The sequence below is a fragment of the Agrobacterium sp. GW821-FHT02D03 genome (assembly GCF_059421725.1).
In genome coordinates this window covers 1,808,430-1,829,106 of record NZ_JBWKVN010000001.1, presented here as the reverse complement: position 1 = coordinate 1,829,106, position 20,677 = coordinate 1,808,430, and the positions used below count along the sequence as shown (strand labels likewise).

Annotated in this window: 18 protein-coding genes, 1 tRNA gene and 1 riboswitch; of the genes, 12 read left to right on the top strand and 7 right to left on the bottom strand. The window is 57.7% G+C overall.

Annotated elements, in window-relative coordinates; translation table 11 throughout:
• Positions 1 to 63: 63 nt before the first annotated feature.
• The gene (locus AC07U5_RS08570) at positions 64 to 546 is read left to right on the top strand and encodes a hypothetical protein (protein WP_494722770.1); all 483 of its coding nucleotides are present in this window, start codon (positions 64 to 66) and stop codon (positions 544 to 546) included.
• Here the strand turns inward: AC07U5_RS08570 and trmFO are convergent.
• The 3 genes from trmFO to AC07U5_RS08555 form a co-directional block, all read right to left on the bottom strand.
• Complete coding sequence (gene trmFO / locus AC07U5_RS08565) at positions 498 to 1,967, bottom strand: methylenetetrahydrofolate--tRNA-(uracil(54)-C(5))-methyltransferase (FADH(2)-oxidizing) TrmFO (RefSeq protein WP_494722769.1); 1,470 nt, start codon at positions 1,965 to 1,967, stop codon at positions 498 to 500. The genes AC07U5_RS08570 and trmFO overlap by 49 nt on opposite strands.
• A gap of 295 nt (positions 1,968 to 2,262) precedes the next feature.
• Positions 2,263 to 2,406, bottom strand: a complete 144-nt coding sequence (locus AC07U5_RS08560; protein ID WP_082447266.1) for a DUF1127 domain-containing protein — start codon at positions 2,404 to 2,406, stop codon at positions 2,263 to 2,265.
• Between the two features lie 428 nt (positions 2,407 to 2,834).
• Positions 2,835 to 2,981, bottom strand: coding sequence for a DUF1127 domain-containing protein (locus AC07U5_RS08555; protein WP_082447210.1), 147 nt, complete (start codon positions 2,979 to 2,981; stop codon positions 2,835 to 2,837).
• 551 nt (positions 2,982 to 3,532) lie between these two features.
• On the opposite strand from AC07U5_RS08555, the gene AC07U5_RS08550 reads away from it, so the two are divergent.
• The 4 genes from AC07U5_RS08550 to AC07U5_RS08535 all read left to right on the top strand — a co-directional run bounded on the left by AC07U5_RS08550 (position 3,533) and on the right by AC07U5_RS08535 (position 7,020).
• Positions 3,533 to 3,617, top strand: a tRNA-Leu gene (locus tag AC07U5_RS08550).
• A 188-nt stretch (positions 3,618 to 3,805) separates the two neighbouring features.
• A complete protein-coding gene (gene tig / locus AC07U5_RS08545) occupies positions 3,806 to 5,281 on the top strand; it encodes a trigger factor (RefSeq protein WP_062425445.1) in 1,476 nt (491 codons plus the stop codon).
• A gap of 162 nt (positions 5,282 to 5,443) precedes the next feature.
• The gene (locus tag AC07U5_RS08540; protein WP_494722768.1) at positions 5,444 to 5,968 is read left to right on the top strand and encodes a nucleoside/nucleotide kinase family protein; all 525 of its coding nucleotides are present in this window, start codon (positions 5,444 to 5,446) and stop codon (positions 5,966 to 5,968) included.
• A gap of 398 nt (positions 5,969 to 6,366) precedes the next feature.
• The gene (locus AC07U5_RS08535) at positions 6,367 to 7,020 is read left to right on the top strand and encodes a hypothetical protein (protein WP_112519048.1); all 654 of its coding nucleotides are present in this window, start codon (positions 6,367 to 6,369) and stop codon (positions 7,018 to 7,020) included.
• A 6-nt stretch (positions 7,021 to 7,026) separates the two neighbouring features.
• On the opposite strand, the gene sthA is transcribed toward AC07U5_RS08535, so the two are convergent.
• From sthA to AC07U5_RS08520, 3 genes are all read right to left on the bottom strand, one after another.
• Positions 7,027 to 8,445, bottom strand: coding sequence for a Si-specific NAD(P)(+) transhydrogenase (sthA, locus tag AC07U5_RS08530; RefSeq protein WP_062598105.1), 1,419 nt, complete (start codon positions 8,443 to 8,445; stop codon positions 7,027 to 7,029).
• A 237-nt stretch (positions 8,446 to 8,682) separates the two neighbouring features.
• The gene (locus tag AC07U5_RS08525) at positions 8,683 to 9,228 is read right to left on the bottom strand and encodes a DUF1003 domain-containing protein (RefSeq protein ID WP_112952464.1); all 546 of its coding nucleotides are present in this window, start codon (positions 9,226 to 9,228) and stop codon (positions 8,683 to 8,685) included.
• Positions 9,229 to 9,310: 82 nt separating this feature from the next.
• Positions 9,311 to 11,206: an LTA synthase family protein gene (locus AC07U5_RS08520; protein WP_494723274.1), complete on the bottom strand. Its 1,896-nt coding sequence runs from the start codon at positions 11,204 to 11,206 to the stop codon at positions 9,311 to 9,313.
• A 283-nt stretch (positions 11,207 to 11,489) separates the two neighbouring features.
• Here AC07U5_RS08520 and AC07U5_RS08515 point away from each other — a divergent pair, with 283 nt between their 5' ends.
• The 6 genes from AC07U5_RS08515 to AC07U5_RS08490 all read left to right on the top strand — a co-directional run bounded on the left by AC07U5_RS08515 (position 11,490) and on the right by AC07U5_RS08490 (position 18,448).
• Positions 11,490 to 13,169 carry an NAD+ synthase gene (locus tag AC07U5_RS08515; protein ID WP_494722767.1) on the top strand — a complete coding sequence of 560 codons (1,680 nt, stop codon included), beginning with the start codon at positions 11,490 to 11,492 and terminating at the stop codon, positions 13,167 to 13,169.
• 38 nt (positions 13,170 to 13,207) lie between these two features.
• Entirely contained in the window at positions 13,208 to 14,038 is an 831-nt protein-coding gene (locus AC07U5_RS08510) for a TolB family protein (protein WP_494722766.1), read from the top strand.
• 33 nt (positions 14,039 to 14,071) lie between these two features.
• Positions 14,072 to 14,251, top strand: a riboswitch (cobalamin riboswitch).
• Positions 14,252 to 14,443: 192 nt separating this feature from the next.
• Positions 14,444 to 15,130, top strand: coding sequence for a 5,6-dimethylbenzimidazole synthase (gene bluB / locus AC07U5_RS08505; RefSeq protein WP_494722765.1), 687 nt, complete (start codon positions 14,444 to 14,446; stop codon positions 15,128 to 15,130).
• A gap of 106 nt (positions 15,131 to 15,236) precedes the next feature.
• The gene (locus tag AC07U5_RS08500; RefSeq protein ID WP_130979663.1) at positions 15,237 to 15,872 is read left to right on the top strand and encodes a LysE family translocator; all 636 of its coding nucleotides are present in this window, start codon (positions 15,237 to 15,239) and stop codon (positions 15,870 to 15,872) included.
• A gap of 42 nt (positions 15,873 to 15,914) precedes the next feature.
• Positions 15,915 to 16,802 (top strand): EamA family transporter, encoded by an 888-nt coding sequence (locus AC07U5_RS08495; RefSeq protein WP_062425435.1) that lies wholly within the window; start codon positions 15,915 to 15,917, stop codon positions 16,800 to 16,802.
• 128 nt (positions 16,803 to 16,930) lie between these two features.
• Complete coding sequence (locus AC07U5_RS08490; RefSeq protein WP_062426118.1) at positions 16,931 to 18,448, top strand: helicase HerA domain-containing protein; 1,518 nt, start codon at positions 16,931 to 16,933, stop codon at positions 18,446 to 18,448.
• A gap of 92 nt (positions 18,449 to 18,540) precedes the next feature.
• Here the strand turns inward: AC07U5_RS08490 and AC07U5_RS08485 are convergent, their stop codons facing one another.
• Positions 18,541 to 19,530 carry a TerC family protein gene (locus tag AC07U5_RS08485; protein ID WP_062437637.1) on the bottom strand — a complete coding sequence of 330 codons (990 nt, stop codon included), beginning with the start codon at positions 19,528 to 19,530 and terminating at the stop codon, positions 18,541 to 18,543.
• Positions 19,531 to 19,966: 436 nt separating this feature from the next.
• On the opposite strand from AC07U5_RS08485, the gene rpsD reads away from it, so the two are divergent.
• On the top strand, positions 19,967 to 20,584 hold the full coding sequence (gene rpsD / locus AC07U5_RS08480) for a 30S ribosomal protein S4 (RefSeq protein ID WP_062425433.1): 618 nt from the start codon (positions 19,967 to 19,969) through the stop codon (positions 20,582 to 20,584).
• Positions 20,585 to 20,677: the final 93 nt, after the last annotated feature.

Sequence of the window (20,677 nt, the reverse complement as noted above, 5' to 3'; positions counted from 1 at the left end):
CGAGAAGTCAGAGCGTGTCTTGTAGGTCCTGAAGGGCTGACGACGCTCCAAGGAGTGACAGAGATGAGCCTTACCATTTGGATCATCATCCTCGCGCTTTTGATCGCGGTCGCGATCTATCTCTGGCGCCTGAAGCGTTTCTCGGAAGGCGAAAGCAGCTACGATACGGGGCAGGCCATTTTGGATTTCGCCCGGGCCTTTCCCAATGAGGCGATCCGCAGCCTGCATATGACCGCCGACGGCAACGCCGTTTTCGTTCGGCTGCATGACAACAAGGCTGGCTTCATGCGCAACATGGGCAAGCACAATGCCTGCATGATGCTGAACCCGGAGCGCATCACGGTGGAACATCTGGAAAGCGGCGACGGTTTCGTCGTCACCTTCATGGACACGCCGAAATATAGCGGTGCCTATCGTTTTAAGACGATTGGGGAGGCCGCAGAAGTGTCTCTCTGGTTGCTTGGCAGTTATCTGGAAGCAGCGGATGCAGAGCCCGATCAGCCTAAGGAAGCTGACGCCAGCTCCTCACCTTCCTCCGCAACCTGATTAAGAACCGGCGCTTCGACGCCAAGCCATGTCGCGCAATCTTGCAGCGCGCGGGCGCACATCAACTGACGCTTCATGATGGTCTTGTCCTTGCCGCGGAAGCGCTTCACGCCTTCTGGCTTGACGATCGAGCCCGGCGCAAGCTCAGGAAACAGGCCGAAATTGACGTTCATCGGCTGGAATGAACGCTTGCCCGGTTCCTCATCGGTGGAAAGATGCCCACCGGTAATGTGGTTGAGCAGAGCGCCAAGCGCAGTCGTCGCAGGCGGCAGGCGGACCGGCTCGCCCTTATGCTCGGCACTGGCGAACCGACCGCAGAGCAGCCCGATGGACGCACTCTCCACATAGCCCTCGCAGCCGGTAATCTGGCCGGCAAAACGGATGTCAGGACGGGATTTCAGCTTCAGCGACGGATCGAGCAGCCGCGGCGAATCGATATAGGTGTTGCGGTGCAGGCCACCGAGACGCGCGAACTCGGCGTTTTCCAGGCCTGGAATCATGCGGAAGACGTCCGCCTGCGCGCCATATTTGAGCTTCGTCTGGAAGCCGACCATATTGTAGAGTGTGCCTAGCGCATTGTCCTGACGCAGCTGTACCACCGCATAGGGCTTGACTGTGGGGTTGTGGGCATTGGTCAGACCCATCGGCTTCATCGGGCCGTGACGAAGCGTTTCGCGTCCGCGTTCCGCCATGATCTCGATCGGCAGGCAGCCATCGAAATAGGGCGTGCCTTCCCATTCCTTGAAGCCCACCGTATCGCCGGCGATCAGCGCATCGATGAAGGCATGATACTGCGCCTCATCCATGGGGCAGTTGATGTAGTCCTTACCGTTGCCACCAGGGCCCACCTTGTCATAGCGGGACTGATACCAGCAAGTATCCATGTTGATGCTGTCGCGATGGACGATCGGTGCGATCGCGTCAAAGAACGCCAGCGCATCTTCGCCTGTCTCCGCCTGGATGGCGGCGGCAAGCTCGGGCGCGGTAAGCGGGCCTGTGGCAATGATCGTGTTGCCCCATTCCTTCGGTGGGAGGCCCGGAACAACTTCGCGAACAATGGTAATGAGTGGATGCGCCTCAAGTTGCGCCGTAACCGCTTCGGAAAAGCCATCGCGATCGACGGCGAGAGCGCCGCCGGCCGGAACCTTGTGCTTGTCGGCGCAGGCCATAATGAGCGAGCCCGCCAGACGCATTTCCGCATGAATGACACCGACGGCATTGGCCGTCGCATCGTCGGAACGGAAGGAGTTGGAGCAGACGAGCTCCGCAAGGCTGTCACCCTTGTGAGCATCCGTGCCGCGAACGCCGCGCATTTCGTGCAGGATGACGGGGATGCCAGCCTGGGCGATCTGCCAGGCCGCTTCCGAGCCGGCAAGCCCGCCGCCAATGACGTGGATGGGAGAGTTCATATTGTCTTGCATCGCGCGCTCACGTTGCCAACCGGCACAAAGGGTGCTGCGGGTCGACCATCTTTCTTGATTGGCTTAGCCTCACTCTGAGGAGGCATTTGACCGATGCAGTATCACGAGCGATGCGGACCGCCAAACTTTTTCGAAAGCCTGCGAGCCTCCGACCTCAGGAGAAGGAGCTTCATGCGACGATCGTGAGCGACCTGCAAGAATCAAAAAACGGCGCTCGTGGCGCCGTTTTTTTGCCTGTCGCTCAGCCATCCGGTGCCGTGGGAGGTCGGCTCTTGCGGATGACCCTGTACGCTGATTAGCGGAACGAACGGGATGCGACGTTACGGATGTCGTAACGGGTCAGGCCGATATCGCTGAGAGCCTGGTTGGAGAGGCTGCCCAGTTCGTTGAGCGTACGGCGATAGCTGATCCAGTTCTTTGCGATGCGAAGCGGGTTCATGGTTGTTTCCTCAATCTTTGATGTGTTTGATCTTTGAATTTGGTCCACCGGGCCGCTGGTCATCTGCGCTCTCGGCTGTTGAGTGGTATATACATATTCATAGCGATGATTTGGAGTGCAGATTTTGAGCGACTGCCATGCATTTGTGCAATGTGTCGTCTATTTTTGCAGCTTGTGGATCGATCTGCGCATTATTTGAGCGGAAGTCCGTGAGGCGCTGCTACGATCCCGTCCGGCTTTTTGAGGACTCGGACGACGCTGCATCAAGGCATCCTGCTTTCCGCAAATCGGTGCTGGTCTTCGGCCGATATTTCAGGGCGGGCAGGGGCGTTGAGCGCAAAAAGAAAAGGCCCGGAGCGGGTGCTCAGGGCCTTTTGAGGGTAACACATCGGGCAGACGAGGGATCGCCAGCCAGTGTTATCGATCTATTACATACCGACTGCAGTGCGAGCAACGCGACGGATGTCGGTGCGGCCAATGCCGAGATCGCTCAGTTCGCGATCGCTCATGCGGTCCAGTTCAGTTACGGTCTGACGATACTTGCGCCAGTTGTTCAGCGAGCGTGCAATGTTCATGGTCTTATTCCTCGTTTCGGTTCGCCGGTCGCTTGGGATCAACTCGGCTTCGTTTTCTGAAACTGAATATATGCCTTTCGCCGCGCTTCAAAAACAGACAAAGAAGGATGACACCTATGCGCGTAACGCAGGGCAAGCTCCGAATCGGCGCCCACTTCCTTAACAAATGCATAATTTGACAGCAGTCGAAGCGGATTTTCAGGCGCAAACAGCAGCAGTCACGCGCTCAAGCCCGTCCCCGGGCCCTCCAAATCTCAACCGGCCTCACAAACTCTCGTCAATGGTCGCGGCGAGAGGTGGGCACGTTGGTATGGCATTCCATCGGGGAGGGGCTTTCATGGGCGCTCCACTGAAATCGAACTGCGTGGACCGCGAGCCTCGTGATTCCGCAGATGGCCTGCTCGCCATTGTCATAGAGTCCTTAAAACCCATGGAAATAGGGCTTGTACGGCGTCATTTTTCCTTTGCGCTCCTGAAAACGGATGATATAGAGACGCCGCGCTCCGGAAGGCCTCATGTGCCAGATGTTGTTTATGCAGGATTTAAAGAGCGCGGGTATGGCGGAATTGGTAGACGCACCAGATTTAGGTTCTGGCGACGAGAGTTGTGGGGGTTCGAGTCCCTCTACCCGCACCACAAATCGCCGGGAAAGCCAGGTAAAGCGTTTCGTTTTGCCCTTTCCCTGGCTCAGGCATAATTGCTCCGCAACGCGCCTGTGCATGCAAGTTTTATAGTCACGGCCGGTGAATTCAGATTCCGGCGCTGTGCTCGAAAGTAAACCGACGGCTGTCTGAGCACTGCCGCCATGATGTGAAGGTATGAAAATGCAGGTTATCGAAACGCTCGCTGAAGGGCTGAAGCGCGAAATCAAGGTCGTTATTCCGGCCGCTGACATGAAGGCTCGCCTGGACGAGCGCCTCGCCGAAGCCAAGGATAAGGTTCGTATCAACGGCTTCCGTCCGGGCAAGGTCCCTGCCGCTCATCTGAAGAAGATGTATGGCAAGTCGATCATGGCTGACCTCGTCAACGAACTGGTTCGCGAAAAGCCTTCCGAGATCATCTCCAGCCGTGGCGAAAAGTCTGCGACTCAGCCTTCCATCTCCATGACGGAAGACGAGAAGGAAGCCGACAAGATCCTCGCCGCCGAAACCGATTTCGAATTCAACATTGCTTACGAAGTCATCCCGCCGATCGAACTGAAGTCGAATGACGGCATCAAGGTCACGCGCGAAGTCGTTGAAGTGACCGAAGACGAAATCAACGAGCAGATCCTCAAGATCGCCGAAAGCGCTCGTAGCTACGAGACGAAGAAGGGCAAGGCCGCTGAAGGCGACCGCGTTACCATGAACTACCTCGGCAAGGTCGATGGCGTAGCCTTCGATGGCGGCGCTGCTGAAGATGCCGAGCTGGTTATCGGCTCCGGCCGCTTTATCCCTGGCTTCGAAGACCAGCTCGTTGGCGTCAAGGCTGGCGACGAGAAGACCATCACCGTTACCTTCCCGAGCGAATATCCGGCTGCTGAGCTGGCTGGCAAGGAAGCCACCTTCGACATCACCGTCAAGGAAGTTGCTGCCGCCGCCGACGTTGAAATCAACGACGAACTGGCAACCAAGCTCGGTCTCGAATCGGCTGAGAAGCTGAAGGAAATCGTTCGCGGCCAGATCGAAAGCCAGTACGGCAACGTGACCCGTCAGAAGGTCAAGCGTCAGATCCTCGACCAGCTGGACGAACTCTACAAGTTCGACACACCTGCCGGTCTCGTCGACGCTGAGTTCGACAACATCTGGCGCCAGATCAACACCGATCTTGCACAGTCCGGCAAGACTTTCGCTGATGAAGACACGACCGAAGAAGAAGCGCGCGAAGAATACCGCAAGCTCGCTGAGCGCCGCGTTCGTCTCGGCCTCGTTCTCTCCGAAATCGGCGAGAAGGCTGGCGTTGAAGTCACCGAAGAAGAAATGCAGCGCGCTCTGTTCCAGCAGCTGCAGCAGTTCCCGGGCCAGCAGAAGGAAATCCTCGATTACTTCCGCAACACGCCTGGCGCTTCCGCTTCGCTTCGTGCACCGATTTTCGAAGAAAAGGTTATCGACAAGCTGCTGACCGAAGTCTCCGTTACCGACAAGACGGTTTCCAAGGAAGAGCTTCTGGCTGACGACGCCGAAGAAGGCGAAGAAACCAAGAAGAAGGCTCCTGCCAAGAAGAAGGCTGCAGCCAAGGCTGACGCTGCTGAAGGCGAAGAAGCCGCTCCAAAGAAGAAGGCGCCTGCCAAGAAGAAGGCAGCAGAAGGCGACGCAGAGTAATCTGCTCTTCTCATATTTGTTTCGAAAAGGCCGCGGCGAAAGCCGCGGCCTTTTCATTTAGGAATGTCGAGAGGCGTTTGCGTTTACGCCGAAAAGACATCCTGTCGTCATCCGAAGAGTATATGGGCGACCTTTGCTGCATCTCGCTGAAAGTTGAGGTTCATGGGCGTCAAAAACTACCTCGTTGAAGGTGTGTCCTGTTCGGGCAAAACGTCTGTGGCAACGGAGCTCCAGCGACAGGGTTATCATGTCATTCATGGCGACAGGGAACTCGCCTACAAAGGTGACCCTAAGACCGGCTTACCTTTGCAAGAGCGGCAGGGTGGCGCGTGGGCCACGGACGTCGCTTTTGCTCACCGTCATCACCTCTGGTGTGTCGAGAGAGTAAAAGATCTGGCAGCCGATCAGAGCCATGCTGCCACCTTCTTTTGCGGCGGCGCCCGCAACATTTCCGCTTTCATCAACCTCTTTGACGCCGTCTTCATTCTCAAGCTCAATCGAGCCACCTTGGAGAAGCGCCTGTCAGCGAGGCCAGAAGACGAGTTCGGTGGCAAAGCTGAGGAGCGGGCGTTCATCCTGGCGCTCCACGAGAGTGGGGATGACGTTCCGAAGGAAGGCATCGCGATCGATTCTACCCAGCCCGTCGAAGCGGTTGTTGCGGAGTTGTTATCCCACACCAACGCGTAGCAATTTCGGCATTTCCGACGGGGCAGCACGTCCACCAACTGTGTTCCGACGGTCACAATGCAGTGCACAATGACTTTTTGCTGCAGTTGCTCTTGTTCATCTCCCGTTCATCTGGCACCCTTTGGGAGTGATTTGCTGGACGCGCTTGTGCGTCGAGAGCGATCTGCCGCCAAACGCGGCTTGGCTTTAAGCCTTCAGTTTCATCTCTCTTTCGAGCGCGGGTGTGATGTCGCGCTTGTCGATTCGCGTCGCCTGGAAGCGAGCGCGGTTAAGTCTGGCGCGCTGCGCCGGCAGAATTGAGTCCGGGTGATCTCCGTTTTCTGGATCGCCCAAGCCGAAACGAGACCTGCTGTTTCCTCCCAAGAGCGGCTGGTCTTTTTAAAGCTTGAGGAAATGACATGTTGGTCAAGATATTGGGCACGCTCGCCGCTGCCTCGCTCATCCTTTTGTCCCCGGTAGAAGTGAAGGCACAGGAGCGGGGATTGATCTGGGCGCCCGCCAAGAATTCCGACCGCTCCTATTCGGCGCGGCTGGGCGCGAAGCTACCGACGGAAACGCCGCTACGCGCCGGCCTTGAGATGGGCATGAGCGCGTCTGAGGGTGGTGCGGTGGTTGATACGCCTGTAAAGTTCTGGGGTGACATGACGCTGATGTCCACCAATCTTCCGGGCGTCAAGATCGCCAGAGACGTGGGCATTCTGATGAACGCGCTGACGGGCTCGGCCGCCGTGACGATGACGATGACGCAAAAACGTGTCGCCACAGCCGATTTCGATGTGGAATCGAACCGAAACGTCACGCTGCGCTATGATGGCCATAGCCAGCAGTGGAGCGGGCTCGATGTGTCGCAGTCCCTGCGTCTGACGCGTTCCGCGACCGGCACCGCCTTCGTCTTGACGGGCGCGAGCCGCGAAACATTCGACGAGTTCAGTTCCAGCGTCGCGCTCGAACAGAAGCTCTCCGACAATCTGACCCTAACAGGCAGTTTCGACCGTGGCTTTGAAGATCGTTTTCGCCCGGCGGTGCACGCAAACTACAAGATCAGGTGGTGAAGCGGCTCACTTGACCGCTTCATTCCTGTTCTTGATATCACCCATGCGGTTCCACGCATCCAGTCCGGCAATCTTGTAGGCCTCGGCAAGCGTCGGGTAGTTGAAAGTGTTTTCAACGAAATACTCGACCGTGCCCTTGAGGTTCAACACAGCCTGACCGATGTGAACCAGTTCGGTCGCGCCTTCGCCGACGATGTGAACGCCGAGAAGCCGGCGCGTCTTCAATGAGAAGATCAGCTTCAGAAGTCCGGTATCAAGACCCATGATGTGGCCGCGCGAGGTTTCCCGGAAGCGGGCAATCCCGCATTCGTAAGGAATGCCACGTTCCTTCATTTCTTCTTCCGTCAGGCCGCAGGTGGAGATTTCCGGGACGGCATAGATGCCGTAAGGGAAATATTTCTGCGGCTCCATGCCAATTGCGCCGACCGCGACGCGAGCGGCAATACGGCCCTGTTCCATGGAGGTGGAGGCAAGGCTCGGGAAGCCGATGACGTCCCCCGCGGCGAAGATCCCCGGTACAGAGGTTTCGAAGGTTTCCGGATTGACGGAAAGACGGCCACGGCTGTCGGCCTCAAGTCCGGCTGCCGCGAGGTTCAGCGTGTCGGTCGCGCCCATTCTGCCTGCGGCAAAAAGCACCATTTCGGTCACGATCGTGCGGCCATTGTCCAGTGTGATCGACACCTTGCCCTCCGGCGTATGTTCCACTTTCTCGGCCTTCTGGCCGAGAAGCAGCTTCATGTTCCGGTCGCGGAGCTGATAGGTGAAATCTTCGACGATTTCCTTGTCGATGAAATCGAGCATCGTTGATTTGGGATCGATCAGCGTGACTGCGGTATCGAGAGCGCTGAAAATCGTCGCATATTCAATGCCAATGACGCCGGCACCAATAACCACCAGGGAGCGCGGTAGCCTCTCCATCTGCAGCAATTCATCGCTGTCGATCACGGTCTTGCCATCAAACGGCATGTAGTCTGGCCTGAATGGGCGGGTACCGACGGCAAGCAGAATGCTCTTGCCCAACACATGCATCACTTCGCCATCGTCTTTGGTGATCTGAAGCGTATCGGGCGCGAGGAAGCTCGCCTTGCCGCGCACGTGCTGCACGCGGTTACGGGCAAACTGGTGCTCGAGCACTTCGACTTCGTGGTTGAGGGTGATCAGCAGGCGCTGGCGCAGATCCTCGGCGCTGATTTCCTGCTTGACGCGATAGGACTGACCATAAAAGCCACGCTCGCGCCATCCGGAAAGATTGAGCGCCGTCTCGCGCATCGTCTTGGACGGGATGGTGCCGGTATGAACCGAGACACCGCCGACGCGGCTGCCCTTCTCGATGACCAGGACCTTCTTGTCGAGCTTTGCCGCCTGGATGGCAGCACGTCTGCCGGCGGGACCGCTGCCAACAACAATGAGATCGTACTGGTTCATGAAAAAGCCTCTGGACGTAAACCCGGTAGATTGCCGGGATGTGTGAATATCCGATGTGAGGATTTGCCGCGAAAAGCGTGATGCTCTCAGCCTGCGGAAATGATCTCCGCATTCGCACATCCGGATGTCGTGAGACCGCAGAGTGCAATGCAACAAATGCCTGCGTCAATCTGTAGCGCAGAAATCTGACGGATTCGTAACCGGCATAGAAAAAGCCGCAAATCGGCTATTGATCGATCAAGATGTGGGGCGGTCGCTTTGCTGGGTCTGATGCTGATGCAGCTTTGCGATGTCTTCCCGCAATGCGGCGAGTTCGGCCAGAACCTTGAGATCGATCTTCTCGTGAAGAGACAGAACTTCAAGCTCGGCCTTGAGGTTGACCTCGTAGTCCTTGGCTGCCTCAAACCGATCGCGTTCGGCCTGCCGGTTCTGGGACATCATGATGATGGGTGCCTGGATGGCGGCCAGCATGGACAGAATGAGATTGAGGAACACGAAGGGATAGGGGTCGAAAGCCTTTGTCGTCAGAACAATTGTATTGATGACGGCCCATACGGCCAGAAACACCAGGAAGCTGATGATGAAGCCCCATGAGCCACCGACGCGGGCGATGCTGTCCGCTAGCCTCTCGCCGACTGTGGATCCCTTCGAAAACTCAGCATTGGTGTCGGTGGAAATCAGTTGCTTCTGATGCGCCACCTCCAGAATCCGCTTTTCGACCTCACCGATCTGTCGGGAGGATCGCTTGAAGTGGGACAGGACGTAATCTGGAATGGCAGACATGATTCATCTCCGGCAATGCGTTGGCTGGAGATAAGCCCAAGGTGCCGGCAAGTTCAAACAAAATCGCGGGTTCGAAGGCGTCTTAACCGGATGGCGTGGTCTCGTGGATCCAGTTGAAGCCGGGGAAGAATCGCTCTTTTCCGAATTGGTCGCCAAACATCATGTCGAACTGCAGTTGCCGATATTCGCTGAGTGAAGATGGTAGAGTCGCAGGCGCAATCGACCAGTCCGGCACTCCCGAACCGTTTCGCTGCATCAGCATATGGCGATCGATGACGGAGTAGGACGCATGCACCTTGCCCAGCACGCCGGTGTAGAAGGGATCGTCAAAGCCCGCGGTTTTCAAGATGTGATAGGGCAGCAACGAGGGGCTGATCGTGCCGATCCGGTTCTGCAATCCTGCCTTTGAAGACCAGACCACCAGAGGCGTCTCATGCTCCGTCTTCATCGTGGCAAGCGGCGCGCGGCGGGTTGCGACCATGCCCGGCATATAGCCGCTTTCGACAAAGGCTTGCCCGAGCGGCGGCAGATGATCACCAAAAAGCACGATGACGGTCTCCCTCTCGCGACCCTTGGCCCAGGCGATAAGCCTTGCAAAGCTTTCGTCGGCTTCCGAAACGCCCTGCGCGTAGGTGGCGAGCGCATCGCGTGCATTGTCGGATAGATCACCTCTGACGGAGACGGCTTTCTCAGCATAGCGGTTCGCTTCATAGGGGCCGTGTCCCTGAAGCGTGACGGCAAAGAGAAACTGCGGCTTTTCGGCTGCATCAACCGTTTGGATGATTTCGTTCGTCAGTGCCGCATCCGACGCGAACGCCCCACGCTTTTCCATCGGCGGCAAGGTTTCTTCGGAGCGAAACTCCTCAAATCCGAAATGCTTGTAGACCTCACGACGATTCCAGAACCATTCCTGGAATGGGTGGACGGCGACTGCGGAATATCCCTCCGAGCGAAAGAAGGTCGCAAGCGAAGGAACAGGGCGGCGCACATATTGCTGATAGGGAATGCTGCCATAGGGCAGGAACGCATTGCTGAAGCCGGTCAGCGCTTCGAATTCGACATTTGCCGTCATGCCGCCAAACTCGGGCGAAAACACATGGCCTGACTGCATGGCGCGGATGCGCGGCATCGGATCTTTCGAGAGCGTGACATTCTCCAGACGCGTCGGATCCCACAGCGATTCGCTCATGATCATGATGACATCGGGACGCTTGGAATGGTTGACCGCGAAGGCGGAACTGTCGGACGCAATGTCCGCGATCGTCGCCTCGCCATAGCCATAAGGTGCTGTCACTTTCGCCATCGGGATATTGAAGGCGAAGGCCATGAGGAAACCGTTATGGCGATAGTTTTCCTTTTGATCCCACATCATCGGAATGATGTTGAGGCGGTCTCTGATCCAGGAATAGCTGGAATATTCCATCATGGAGCCAAAGCTGACGAAGAGTGGAACGGCAAGCGCCAGTCTCCAAATTCTAGCTTTGAACGACATCACAGGCATGGCACGCCGCGAAAGGCGCCACAGCATCACAATGGCAAACGCAGAGAGCGAAAGTGCAACCCCAACGGCGAGTGCGGTCACGGGCTGAGCCTTCAGCATGGCAGGCAAAAGCTGAAGGATCTGGCGGCCGAACAGCAGGTCGGAAGGATAGAGCGGATCGGAAAGGTAAAGCTGCTTCTGGCTCGAGATGAAAGCCGGCAGGATCATTAGCGGGACGGCAACCAGAAGCGACTGGTAATGACGCCCGAAGACGGCATCAAGCGCCATGAGGCCGATGAAGACTGCTACGACCGTCGTCAGCCCAGGTCGTGCAGGTGACAGCAAAAAGGAGCCGACATCATGCAAGGTGCCGCGCGCGATCCATTCCATGCAGACGACGAGCAGCACCGCTGCGAGGACCAGATTGGCCAGCATTTGTGCATCGTTTGCGAGGCGGGCAGGGGACCGTGTCCACGGCTTTGAAAGGACGAGCTTCATCCTTTCGGTAACCGTTGTTCTAGGTACCGATTTCGTCACGTTTCTACTCCGGCAGTCTCGAAAGCAGGTGTGAATCACCTGTCATATAAGCGTCATCTAACTGTCACATGCGCGCAATGAACGCGACATGAACTATGCAAAATTCACAGGTCTCGAGGATAACCATCGCGTGAGCCGTTTATTTCGCGCATGCACCCGCCGGAACCTTCTTGACTGGCCATTGTTTTGAAACAATTTATGCGGCGCGTTGCACTGTAAGAGCCGGCACGATATTGAGGAAGGCATGAGCACAGCACAGACCATTCCCCACACGTTCCGGATTGCGGTTGGACAATTCAACCCGACCGTCGGCGATGTCGCAGGCAACCTTGCCAAAGCGCGCGAGGCAAGAGCCGATGCGGCAGCGCAAGGCGCCGATCTTCTTCTGCTGACGGAGCTTTTCATCTCCGGCTACCCGCCAGAAGATCTGGTGTTGAAACCGGCATTTTTGAAGTCCTGCCTCAAGGCAGTGGAGGAGTTGGCCGCGGAGACCGCGGATGGCGGGCCGGGCGTCGTTATCGGCTTCCCGCGCCAGGGCGAAAAGGGCAGGCACAATTCGGTAGCTCTGCTCGATGGCGGTAAGATCGTCGCGTTGCGCGACAAGGTGGACCTGCCGAATTACGGCGAGTTCGACGAAAAGCGCGTCTTTAGCGAAGGCTCTATCTCCGGCCCCTATAATTTTAGGGGCATTCGCATCGGCATTCCGATTTGCGAAGAAATCTGGAACGATTTCGGCGTGTGCGAGACGCTGGCCGAGGCCGGCGCCGAAATTTTGCTGGTGCCCAATGGCTCGCCCTATTATCGCGGCAAGGTCGATGTCCGTCATCAGGTCGCCCTCCGCCAGGTCATTGAAAGTGGCCTGCCTCTGGTCTTTGTCAACCAACTCGGCGGCCAGGATGAACTGGTGTTCGACGGCGCGAGCTTCGGTTTCAATGCCGACAAGACGCTGGCCTTCCAGATGAGCCAGTTCGAAGCAACGTTGGCGGTCACGGACTGGAAACGCACGGAGAATGGCTGGCACTGCAGCCATGGTCCGGTTTCCCATATTCCCGAAGGCGAGGAGGCCGATTACCGGGCCTGCATGCTGGGCTTCCGCGACTACGTCAACAAGAATGGCTTCAAGAGCGTCGTTCTCGGCCTTTCCGGCGGCATCGACTCGGCCATCTGCGCAGCAATCGCGGTTGATGCGCTGGGCGAGGAGCGGGTGCGCTGCATCATGCTGCCCTACCGCTATACCTCGGAAGAATCGCTGAAGGACGCCGCCGATTGCGCCAGGGCGCTCGGCTGCCGTTATGACATCGTTCCGATTGCCGAACCTGTCGATGGCTTCATGACGGCGCTGTCGGATCTGTTCGAAGGAACGGAAGAGGGCATCACCGAGGAAAACCTGCAGAGCCGTGCGCGCGGCACGATCCTGATGGGCGTTTCCAACAAGTTTGGTTCGATGGTGGTAACCACCGGCAACAAGTCGGAAATGTCCGTCGGCTATGCCACGCTCTATGGCGATATGAATGGCGGCTTCAACCCCATCAAGGACCTCTACAAGATGCAGGTCTATGCCATCTCCAGATGGCGCAACGCCCACGTGCCGCCCGGCGCGCTTGGGCCTTCGGGCGAAGTCATCCCCGCCAACATCATTTCCAAGGCCCCATCCGCGGAATTGCGGCCCAATCAGACCGACCAGGACTCGCTGCCACCCTATCCGGTTCTCGACGATATTCTCGAGTGCCTGGTGGAACAGGAAATGTCCGTCGACGAAATCGTGGCGCGCGGTCACGACGTTGCAACGGTTCATCGCATCGAGCATCTGTTGTACTTGGCCGAATATAAGCGCCGGCAGTCTGCACCTGGCGTGAAGATTACCAAGAAGAACTTCGGTCGCGATCGCAGGTATCCTATTACCAATCGATTCCGCGACAGGTAGGTCCGACGGGTCGGTGGGCAATCGCAGCGGGAGGAACGATGCGAAGTTCAGTCGAGATATTCAATATCCGTACCCGTGAAAATCGGATCGTCTGGCAGACCGAGAAACTGTTCGAAGCGCCGAACTGGTCTCCAGATGGGCAATATCTGCTGCTCAACAGCGATGGCGTCCTCTACCGCCTGCCCCTTACTGGAGACATCGAGGTCGATAAGGTAGACACCGGCTTCGCGGTTCAGTGCAACAACGACCACGGCATCTCGCCCGACGGTTCTCTTTATGCCATTTCCGACAAGGTCGAGTTTGGCAAGAGCGCGATCTATCTTCTTCCATCCGTCGGCGGCACGCCGAAACTGATGACGCGGAACCTGCCGTCCTACTGGCATGGTTGGGCGCCGGATGGCAAAAGCTTTGCCTATTGCGGGATCAGGGATCAGGTTTTCGATATCTATGCCATGGACATCGAAACCGGCACCGAAACACGTCTGACCCATGGCGAGGGGCGAAACGACGGTCCGGATTATTCGCCCGATGGTCAGTGGATCTACTTCAACTCCAGCCGCACAGGACAGATGCAGATCTGGCGGGTGAGACCGGATGGATCGGGCGTTGAGCGGATCACCGATAGCCCATATGGCGACTGGTTTCCGCATCCATCTCCCAAGGGAGACAAGGTCGTTTTCATTTCCTATGACGGCGACGTCTTCGACCACCCGCGTGATCTCGATGTTCGCGTGCGGCTGATGGACCCGGATGGTGGCAACGTCGAAACGCTCTTCGATCTCTTTGGCGGGCAGGGAACGATGAACTCACCCAACTGGTCACCGGACGGTGATGAATTCGCCTATGTGCGATATTTTCCGGTTGGATAGACGTAGCGCGCTTGCCTTCCGATCGGCAATTGCCCATACGCAACGTCGTCAGGTGCCTGCCTTTGGCAGGAGAATCGGGAATGCGGTGCGAGACCGCAACGTGCCCAACGCTGTGAGGCGGATGCCTGTTGCCATAAGCCACTGAGCAATCGGGAAGGCGGCAACGGGCAGACGAAGCCAAGTCAGAAGACCGGCCTGACACGATAGACCAGTCCGCGCGGACGGCGGGAGGTTGTTAGGAAGAGCGTTTGTGCCCTGCCTACAGCATCGGCCCGAAAATCGAAATCGATTTTCGGAAAGCACGATGCGTAGATCAAAGAAGATAGAGCGTCCTTTGTGCGTCCAATAGGACGCACGGCGCTCTAAGGCGCACTCGTGGTCTTTCTACATTGTTGGGGATTGACGATGCGACCTGATGATAATGGACCCGGACCGGTGCCGGCCTATGAATTTGCCAGGCACGAAAAGGCTGCGGTCTACCGCGCCATCGAGACCCGCCGTGATGTCCGCAACGAGTTTTTATCCGATCCGCTTTCTGATGAACTGATCAACAAGCTGCTTTCCGCCGCCCACTCCGCCCCCTCGGTGGGTTTCATGCAGCCATGGAATTTTACTCTCGTCAGCGATGCAGACATCAAAAATGCCGTGTGGCAGGCTTTCAGTCGCGCCAATGAGGAAGCGGCCTTGATGTTTCCCGACGATAAGCAGTCGCTCTACCGAAGCCTCAAGCTGGAGGGCATCCGGAAGGCGCCGCTCTCCATCTGCGTCACCTGCGATCCCACAAGAGGTGGCGATGTCGTGCTGGGGCGAACGCACAATCCGCGCATGGATGTCTACTCCACCGTGTGCGCCGTGCAGAACCTCTGGCTTGCGGCACGCGCCGAAGGGGTCGGCGTCGGTTGGGTCAGCATCTTCCATGACGACGATATTCGAAAAATCCTTGGTATCCCTGAGCACATCGAAATCGTCGCGTGGCTCTGCGTCGGCTATGTCTCGGAACTCTATGCCGAGCCTGAGTTAGCGGTGAAGGGCTGGCGTCAGCGTTTGCCGCTGGACGAACTGATTTTCAAAGACCGGTGGGGCGAGAAATAGGCAGGTTCCGCCGCGCGCAGCTTGCTTTCCCGGCGCCCAAAAATCCACTTGCCAGTCCTCATGGCCGGTGGCTTAGTTCACTCTCATTTTGAGAGGGGATCATATTATGCCGATTGAAAACTGGCTGGCCTTCGTTGCCGCATCTGCCATCATGCTCGCCATTCCCGGACCAACGATCTTGCTGGTCATTTCTTACGCGCTTGGTCACGGACGCAAGGCAAGTAGCGCCACCGTTGCCGGTGTAGCGCTTGGCGACTTTACCGCCATGACGGCGTCCATGCTGGGTCTTGGTGCACTGCTCGCGACCTCCGCCGCTCTCTTCACGGTCTTGAAGTGGGTGGGCGCTGCCTATCTGATCTATCTCGGCATCAAGCTCTGGCGCGCGCCTGTCGGCACGTCGGCTGAAGGCGAGGGTGACGTGACGGGTCGTGAGCGTCCACTAAAGATCTTCCTCCACACCTATATCGTCACGGCACTGAACCCTAAGAGCATCATCTTCTTCGTTGCCTTCCTGCCGCAGTTCCTGGTGCCGACCCTGCCGTTCTGGCCGCAGGTGCTTATTTTCGAAGTTACTTTTCTAGTGCTTGCGACTTGCAACGCCGCTCTTTATGGGTTGCTGGCAAGTGCGGCCCGCAACACCATCCGCAAGCCCTCCGTCCAGCGCGTCGTCAATCGCACCGGTGGCGGACTATTGATTGGTGCCGGACTGCTCGCGGCGGGCTGGAAGAAAGCCGTCGCCTAAACCGTCGCCAATCCGTGCGGCGCCGAGTTCTGGAATATACCAATGTCAGTGCCGCACATCCTTCTTGCCTTGGTCACCGTCTTCCTCTGGGGCTTCAACTTCGTGGTGATCAAGGTCGGCGTCATGGATATGCCGCCGCTGTTTCTCACAGCCTTGCGCTACCTCTTCGCAGCCGTGCCGCTCATCTTCTTTCTGCCGCGCCCGAAGGTTCCTTGGAAGCACATGGTCGTCTACGGCATGGTCATGGGCTGCGCGCAATTTGGCCTGCTCTATACGGCGATCAAGTGGGGCCTGCCTGCAGGGCTTGCCTCGCTCGTCATGCAGTCGCAGGCGTTCTTCACCATGGCGCTGGCCGTGACGATGCTCGGTGAAATTCCGCTGAAGTCCCATATCGCTGGTGCCGCCGTTGCCTTTTCCGGTCTTGCGGTGATCGGACTTGAACGTCTGGAACTGACCGCTCTTGTGCCTCTCCTCATGTGCGTCGGTGCCGCTTTCAGCTGGGCAATCGGCAATATCGTCAATCGCAAGGTCGGACGGGTCAACGCGATCTCCTTCGTTGCCTGGACAAGTCTCGCACCGGTTCTGCCGCTGATCGCGCTTTCGCTGCTGCTCGAAGGCCCGCAGGCGATCGGCGAAGGTTTGGCAAATGCCAACATGATGACGGTCGCCGTCGTTGCCTATATGGCCTATGGCGCGACGATTGTCGGGGCAGGGATCTGGAGCTTTCTGCTGCTGCGTTATCCGGCAGGAACCGTCGCGCCGTTTTCTCTGCTGGTGCCGATCGTCGGCTTCCTCGGCGCCTACTTCGCCTTCGCCGAACACATCACCACGCTGGAAATCGTCGGCAGTGCGCTCGTCGTTGCCGGTCTGGCACTCAATGTGTTCGGACGTCGGCTGTCTTTCGGTCGTGCGCCATCCGGCAACGCGTGAGAGCGATCTGCAATTCCCTGTGCATTGTTGCGATGCGGCGGGGCATTTGTGGAAAACTTTGGTAAAGAGAGTGTTCGCCGCGCGATGAAGCGGCGCTTTTGATCATTGCAGTGCAGGGACGGGTCAACGTGCAGGTCGGTATCGACATGGGAACGCTTTCGGGCGGGCAGAGTGCCAAGCTCGATATTGAGGAACTGCTCGCCACGCGTTTGCTGGTTCAGGGCAATTCCGGTTCCGGAAAGTCGCATCTGCTGCGCCGTTTGCTGGAGCAATCGGCACCCTGGGTGCAACAGGTCATCATCGATCCCGAAGGTGATTTCGTCACGCTGGCCGACAAGTTCGGTCACGTTGTGGTGGATGGGGAGCGCACCGAAGCCGAGCTTGCAGGCATTGCCAATCGCATTCGCCAGCACCGTGTCTCTTGCGTGCTCACGCTGGAGGGCCTCGATATCGAGCAGCAGATGCGCGCCGCCGCCGCCTTCCTCAATGGCATGTTCGATGCCGATCGCGAATATTGGTATCCTGTGCTGGTCGTCGTGGACGAGGCGCAGATGTTTGCGCCCTCCGTCGGTGGCGAAGTCACCGAAGATGCCCGCAAGGCTTCGCTCGGCGCAATGACCAACCTCATGTGCCGCGGGCGTAAACGCGGTCTTGCCGGTGTGATTGCCACACAGCGATTGGCAAAACTTGCCAAGAACGTGGCGGCCGAAGCCTCTAACTTCCTCATGGGCCGCACCTTCCTCGATATCGACATGGCGCGCGCCGCCGATCTTCTCGGCATGGACCGTCGTCAGGCCGAAATGTTCCGCGATCTTCAGCGCGGCAATTTCGTTGCCCTCGGACCTGCTCTGTCGCGGCGTCCGCTGCCGATCGTTATCGGCCCGGTGGAAACCTCGGCGCGCTCCTCGTCGCCGAAGCTCATGCCGCTGCCGGACGCGCCGCAGGATGTGGAGGATTTGATCTTCACGCCAGACCCGGAAGAGTTCAATCGTCCTGTTGTCCGTCGCACGCCGCCAGCACCGCGGCCGACGACTGACATTCTCGCCGAACTTTCGCGCTCGACGCCAGCGGCCATCGCACCAGCCTCCGAACAACCTTCGCGTTCGAGCCAGCCAGAGCTGACGCCGGAAGAGCGTGAGGAAAAGATCACGGCTGTTCTGACCGAAATCCTCGATGACCCGCAATCGGCCTATCGCACCGATGCCGTCCTCTATCAGGACTTTCTCGTTCGCGCCCGGATGCGCCGTATTCCGGGCACGCCCATGGCGCTATCGGAGTTCCGCCGCCAGATCGCCATTACCCGCTCGGGTGTGGATGTGGAAATGGCGGCAAGCGAAAACTGGCAGAAGGCTCTGGAGCTTTCCCGCAGCGTCTCCGATGACCTGCAGGGCGTGTTCCTGCTTCTGGTGAAGGCAGCTCTTGCCGAAGAGCCATGCCCCTCGGACGCGCGGATTGCACGCGCCTACGGTACTCATTCGGCGCGCCGCGCAAGACGACTGCTTGGATACTTCGAGGAAAAGGAACTGGTCGTGGTGCATGCGGACTTTTCCGGCAAGCGCATCGTGGCTTTCCCCGAGCTTGACGCCAAGACCGCGCCCGGCGATGCAGATGCACCCGACGGCGATGTGAGCTTGGCCGCGGAATAACGTCGACCTTGTAAATCTCCAAATAGCCAGAATCGCCGGCCCATAGAAAAAGGCGGGTCGCCCCGCCTTTCCAAGTCGTGAAGGTGAAGTCTTCAGACTTCGTCGATGACCTTCTTGTCGTTTCTCGTGGCAAACAGCGAGCCGACGATACCCGTCAGAAGGATCGCAACGGTGATACCGAGCGAGATGGACGGCGGGATCTTTGCGATGCCCAGCATGTCCGCCAGGAAGATCTTCGAGCCGACGAAGACCAGAACTGCAGCCAAGGCATATTTGAGGTATGCGAAGCGGTGGATCAGGGCGGCAAGCGCGAAGTAGAGGGCGCGCAGTCCAAGGATCGCGAAGATGTTCGACGTGTAGACGATGAACGGATCGGTGGTGATCGCGAAGATTGCCGGGATCGAGTCCACCGCGAAGATCAGGTCGGCGATTTCGACCATGATAAGCGCCAGGAAAAGCGGCGTGACGAAGGTCTTCAACCGACCGGTCTTGGGGTCGGGTTGCTTGACGAAGAAACGCTCCTCATGAAGCTTTTCGGTGACAGGCAGGCGCGAGCGCAGGAACTTCAGAATCGGGTTTTTACCGATGTCCTGTTCCTCGTGATCTGCCGAGAACAGCATCTTGATGCCCGTAAACACCAGGAACGCGGCGAAGAGGTAGAGAACCCAGTGGAAGTTTTCGACGATCGCAGCACCGGCGGCAATCATGATACCGCGTAGGACGATCACGCCGAGAATACCCCAGAGCAGCACGCGGTGCTGATACTGGCGCGGGATCGAGAAGTAGGAAAAAATCATGGCGATGATGAAGATATTGTCCATCGCCAGGCTTTTTTCCACCACGAAGCCCGTGACATATTCCATCGCCGGCTGCTGACCGGACTGGAACCAGATCCAGCCGCCGAAGGCCAAGCCGATGGCGATGTAGAAGCCTGACATCAGCAGGCTTTCCTTGATGCCGATTTCCTTGGAGTTCTTATGGAGAACGCCAAGATCGAGCGCCAGGAGGCCTAAAACGAGAGTGATGAAAATGCCCCACATCCATGTGGGGGTACCGAGAAAATCCGTAAACAGAAAGTCCATCAGTCAACCTTTGTCCGGACGAGGTTGGCTCAATGGTCGGGAACGTGATGAGAAATAGACGACGCCCCAACCTTGGAGACTCGACATCGCGTATTGTCCGGTAATACGCCAGAGGGGCCCGAGTCCTGATCACCAGGATGAAATGGGAGGCGCAGCGCAGCTTTCAAGAGGCTTTTATCGTTTTATCGTTGACATTTTTATGAAGCGCCCCTAGAAGCCGCTCCAACGCCGGGTAGCAATGCCCGGTGTGTTTCGTTGACTGCCTTGCAGTAAATAGCTGACGTTCGGCGGTCAACATCACCGACATGTCCCGTGGTCTCTCCATATCGCATGTGAGAAGCCTGTCAGAGGTTCTTCAACAGAACCTCAGAGGAGGGCGTGTTTCCTTAATCCGATCTGGCAACAGATCGGTATAAACTGTTGAGAAGGAAATACGATGAGCAAGCGCGAATCGTCCAAGTACAAAATTGACCGCCGCATGGGCGAAAACATCTGGGGTCGTCCGAAGTCCCCGGTTAACCGTCGCGAATACGGCCCCGGCCAGCACGGCCAGCGCCGCAAGGGCAAGATGTCCGACTTCGGCACGCAGCTGCGCGCCAAGCAGAAGCTGAAGGGTTACTACGGCGAAATCCGCGAAAAGCAGTTCCGTGCAACCTACGACGAGGCTAACCGCCGCAAGGGCGACACCTCCGAGAACCTGATCGGTCTGCTCGAGTCGCGTCTGGACGCCATCGTCTACCGCGCCAAGTTCGTACCGACCGTTTTCGCGGCTCGCCAGTTCATCAACCATGGCCACGTCACGGTTAACGGCGTTCGCGTCAACATCGGTTCTTACCGCTGCAAGGTTGGCGACGTTATCGAAGTTCGCCAAAAGTCCAAGCAGCTCGCAATCGTTCTCGAAGCTGTTCAGCTCGCAGAGCGCGACGTTCCGGACTACATCGAAGTCGATCACAACAAGATGACCGCGACGTTTGCTCGCGTACCGGCTCTCGCTGACGTGCCTTACGCCGTCATCATGGAACCGCATCTGGTCGTCGAATTCTACTCGCGTTAATCCGCGTCCAAGTTCAGCAAAAAAGCCGGTCCCTGTGGCCGGCTTTTTTGTGCGCATTTTTTGATGAGAAAATTTCAGTCCTTGGCGCGAGGC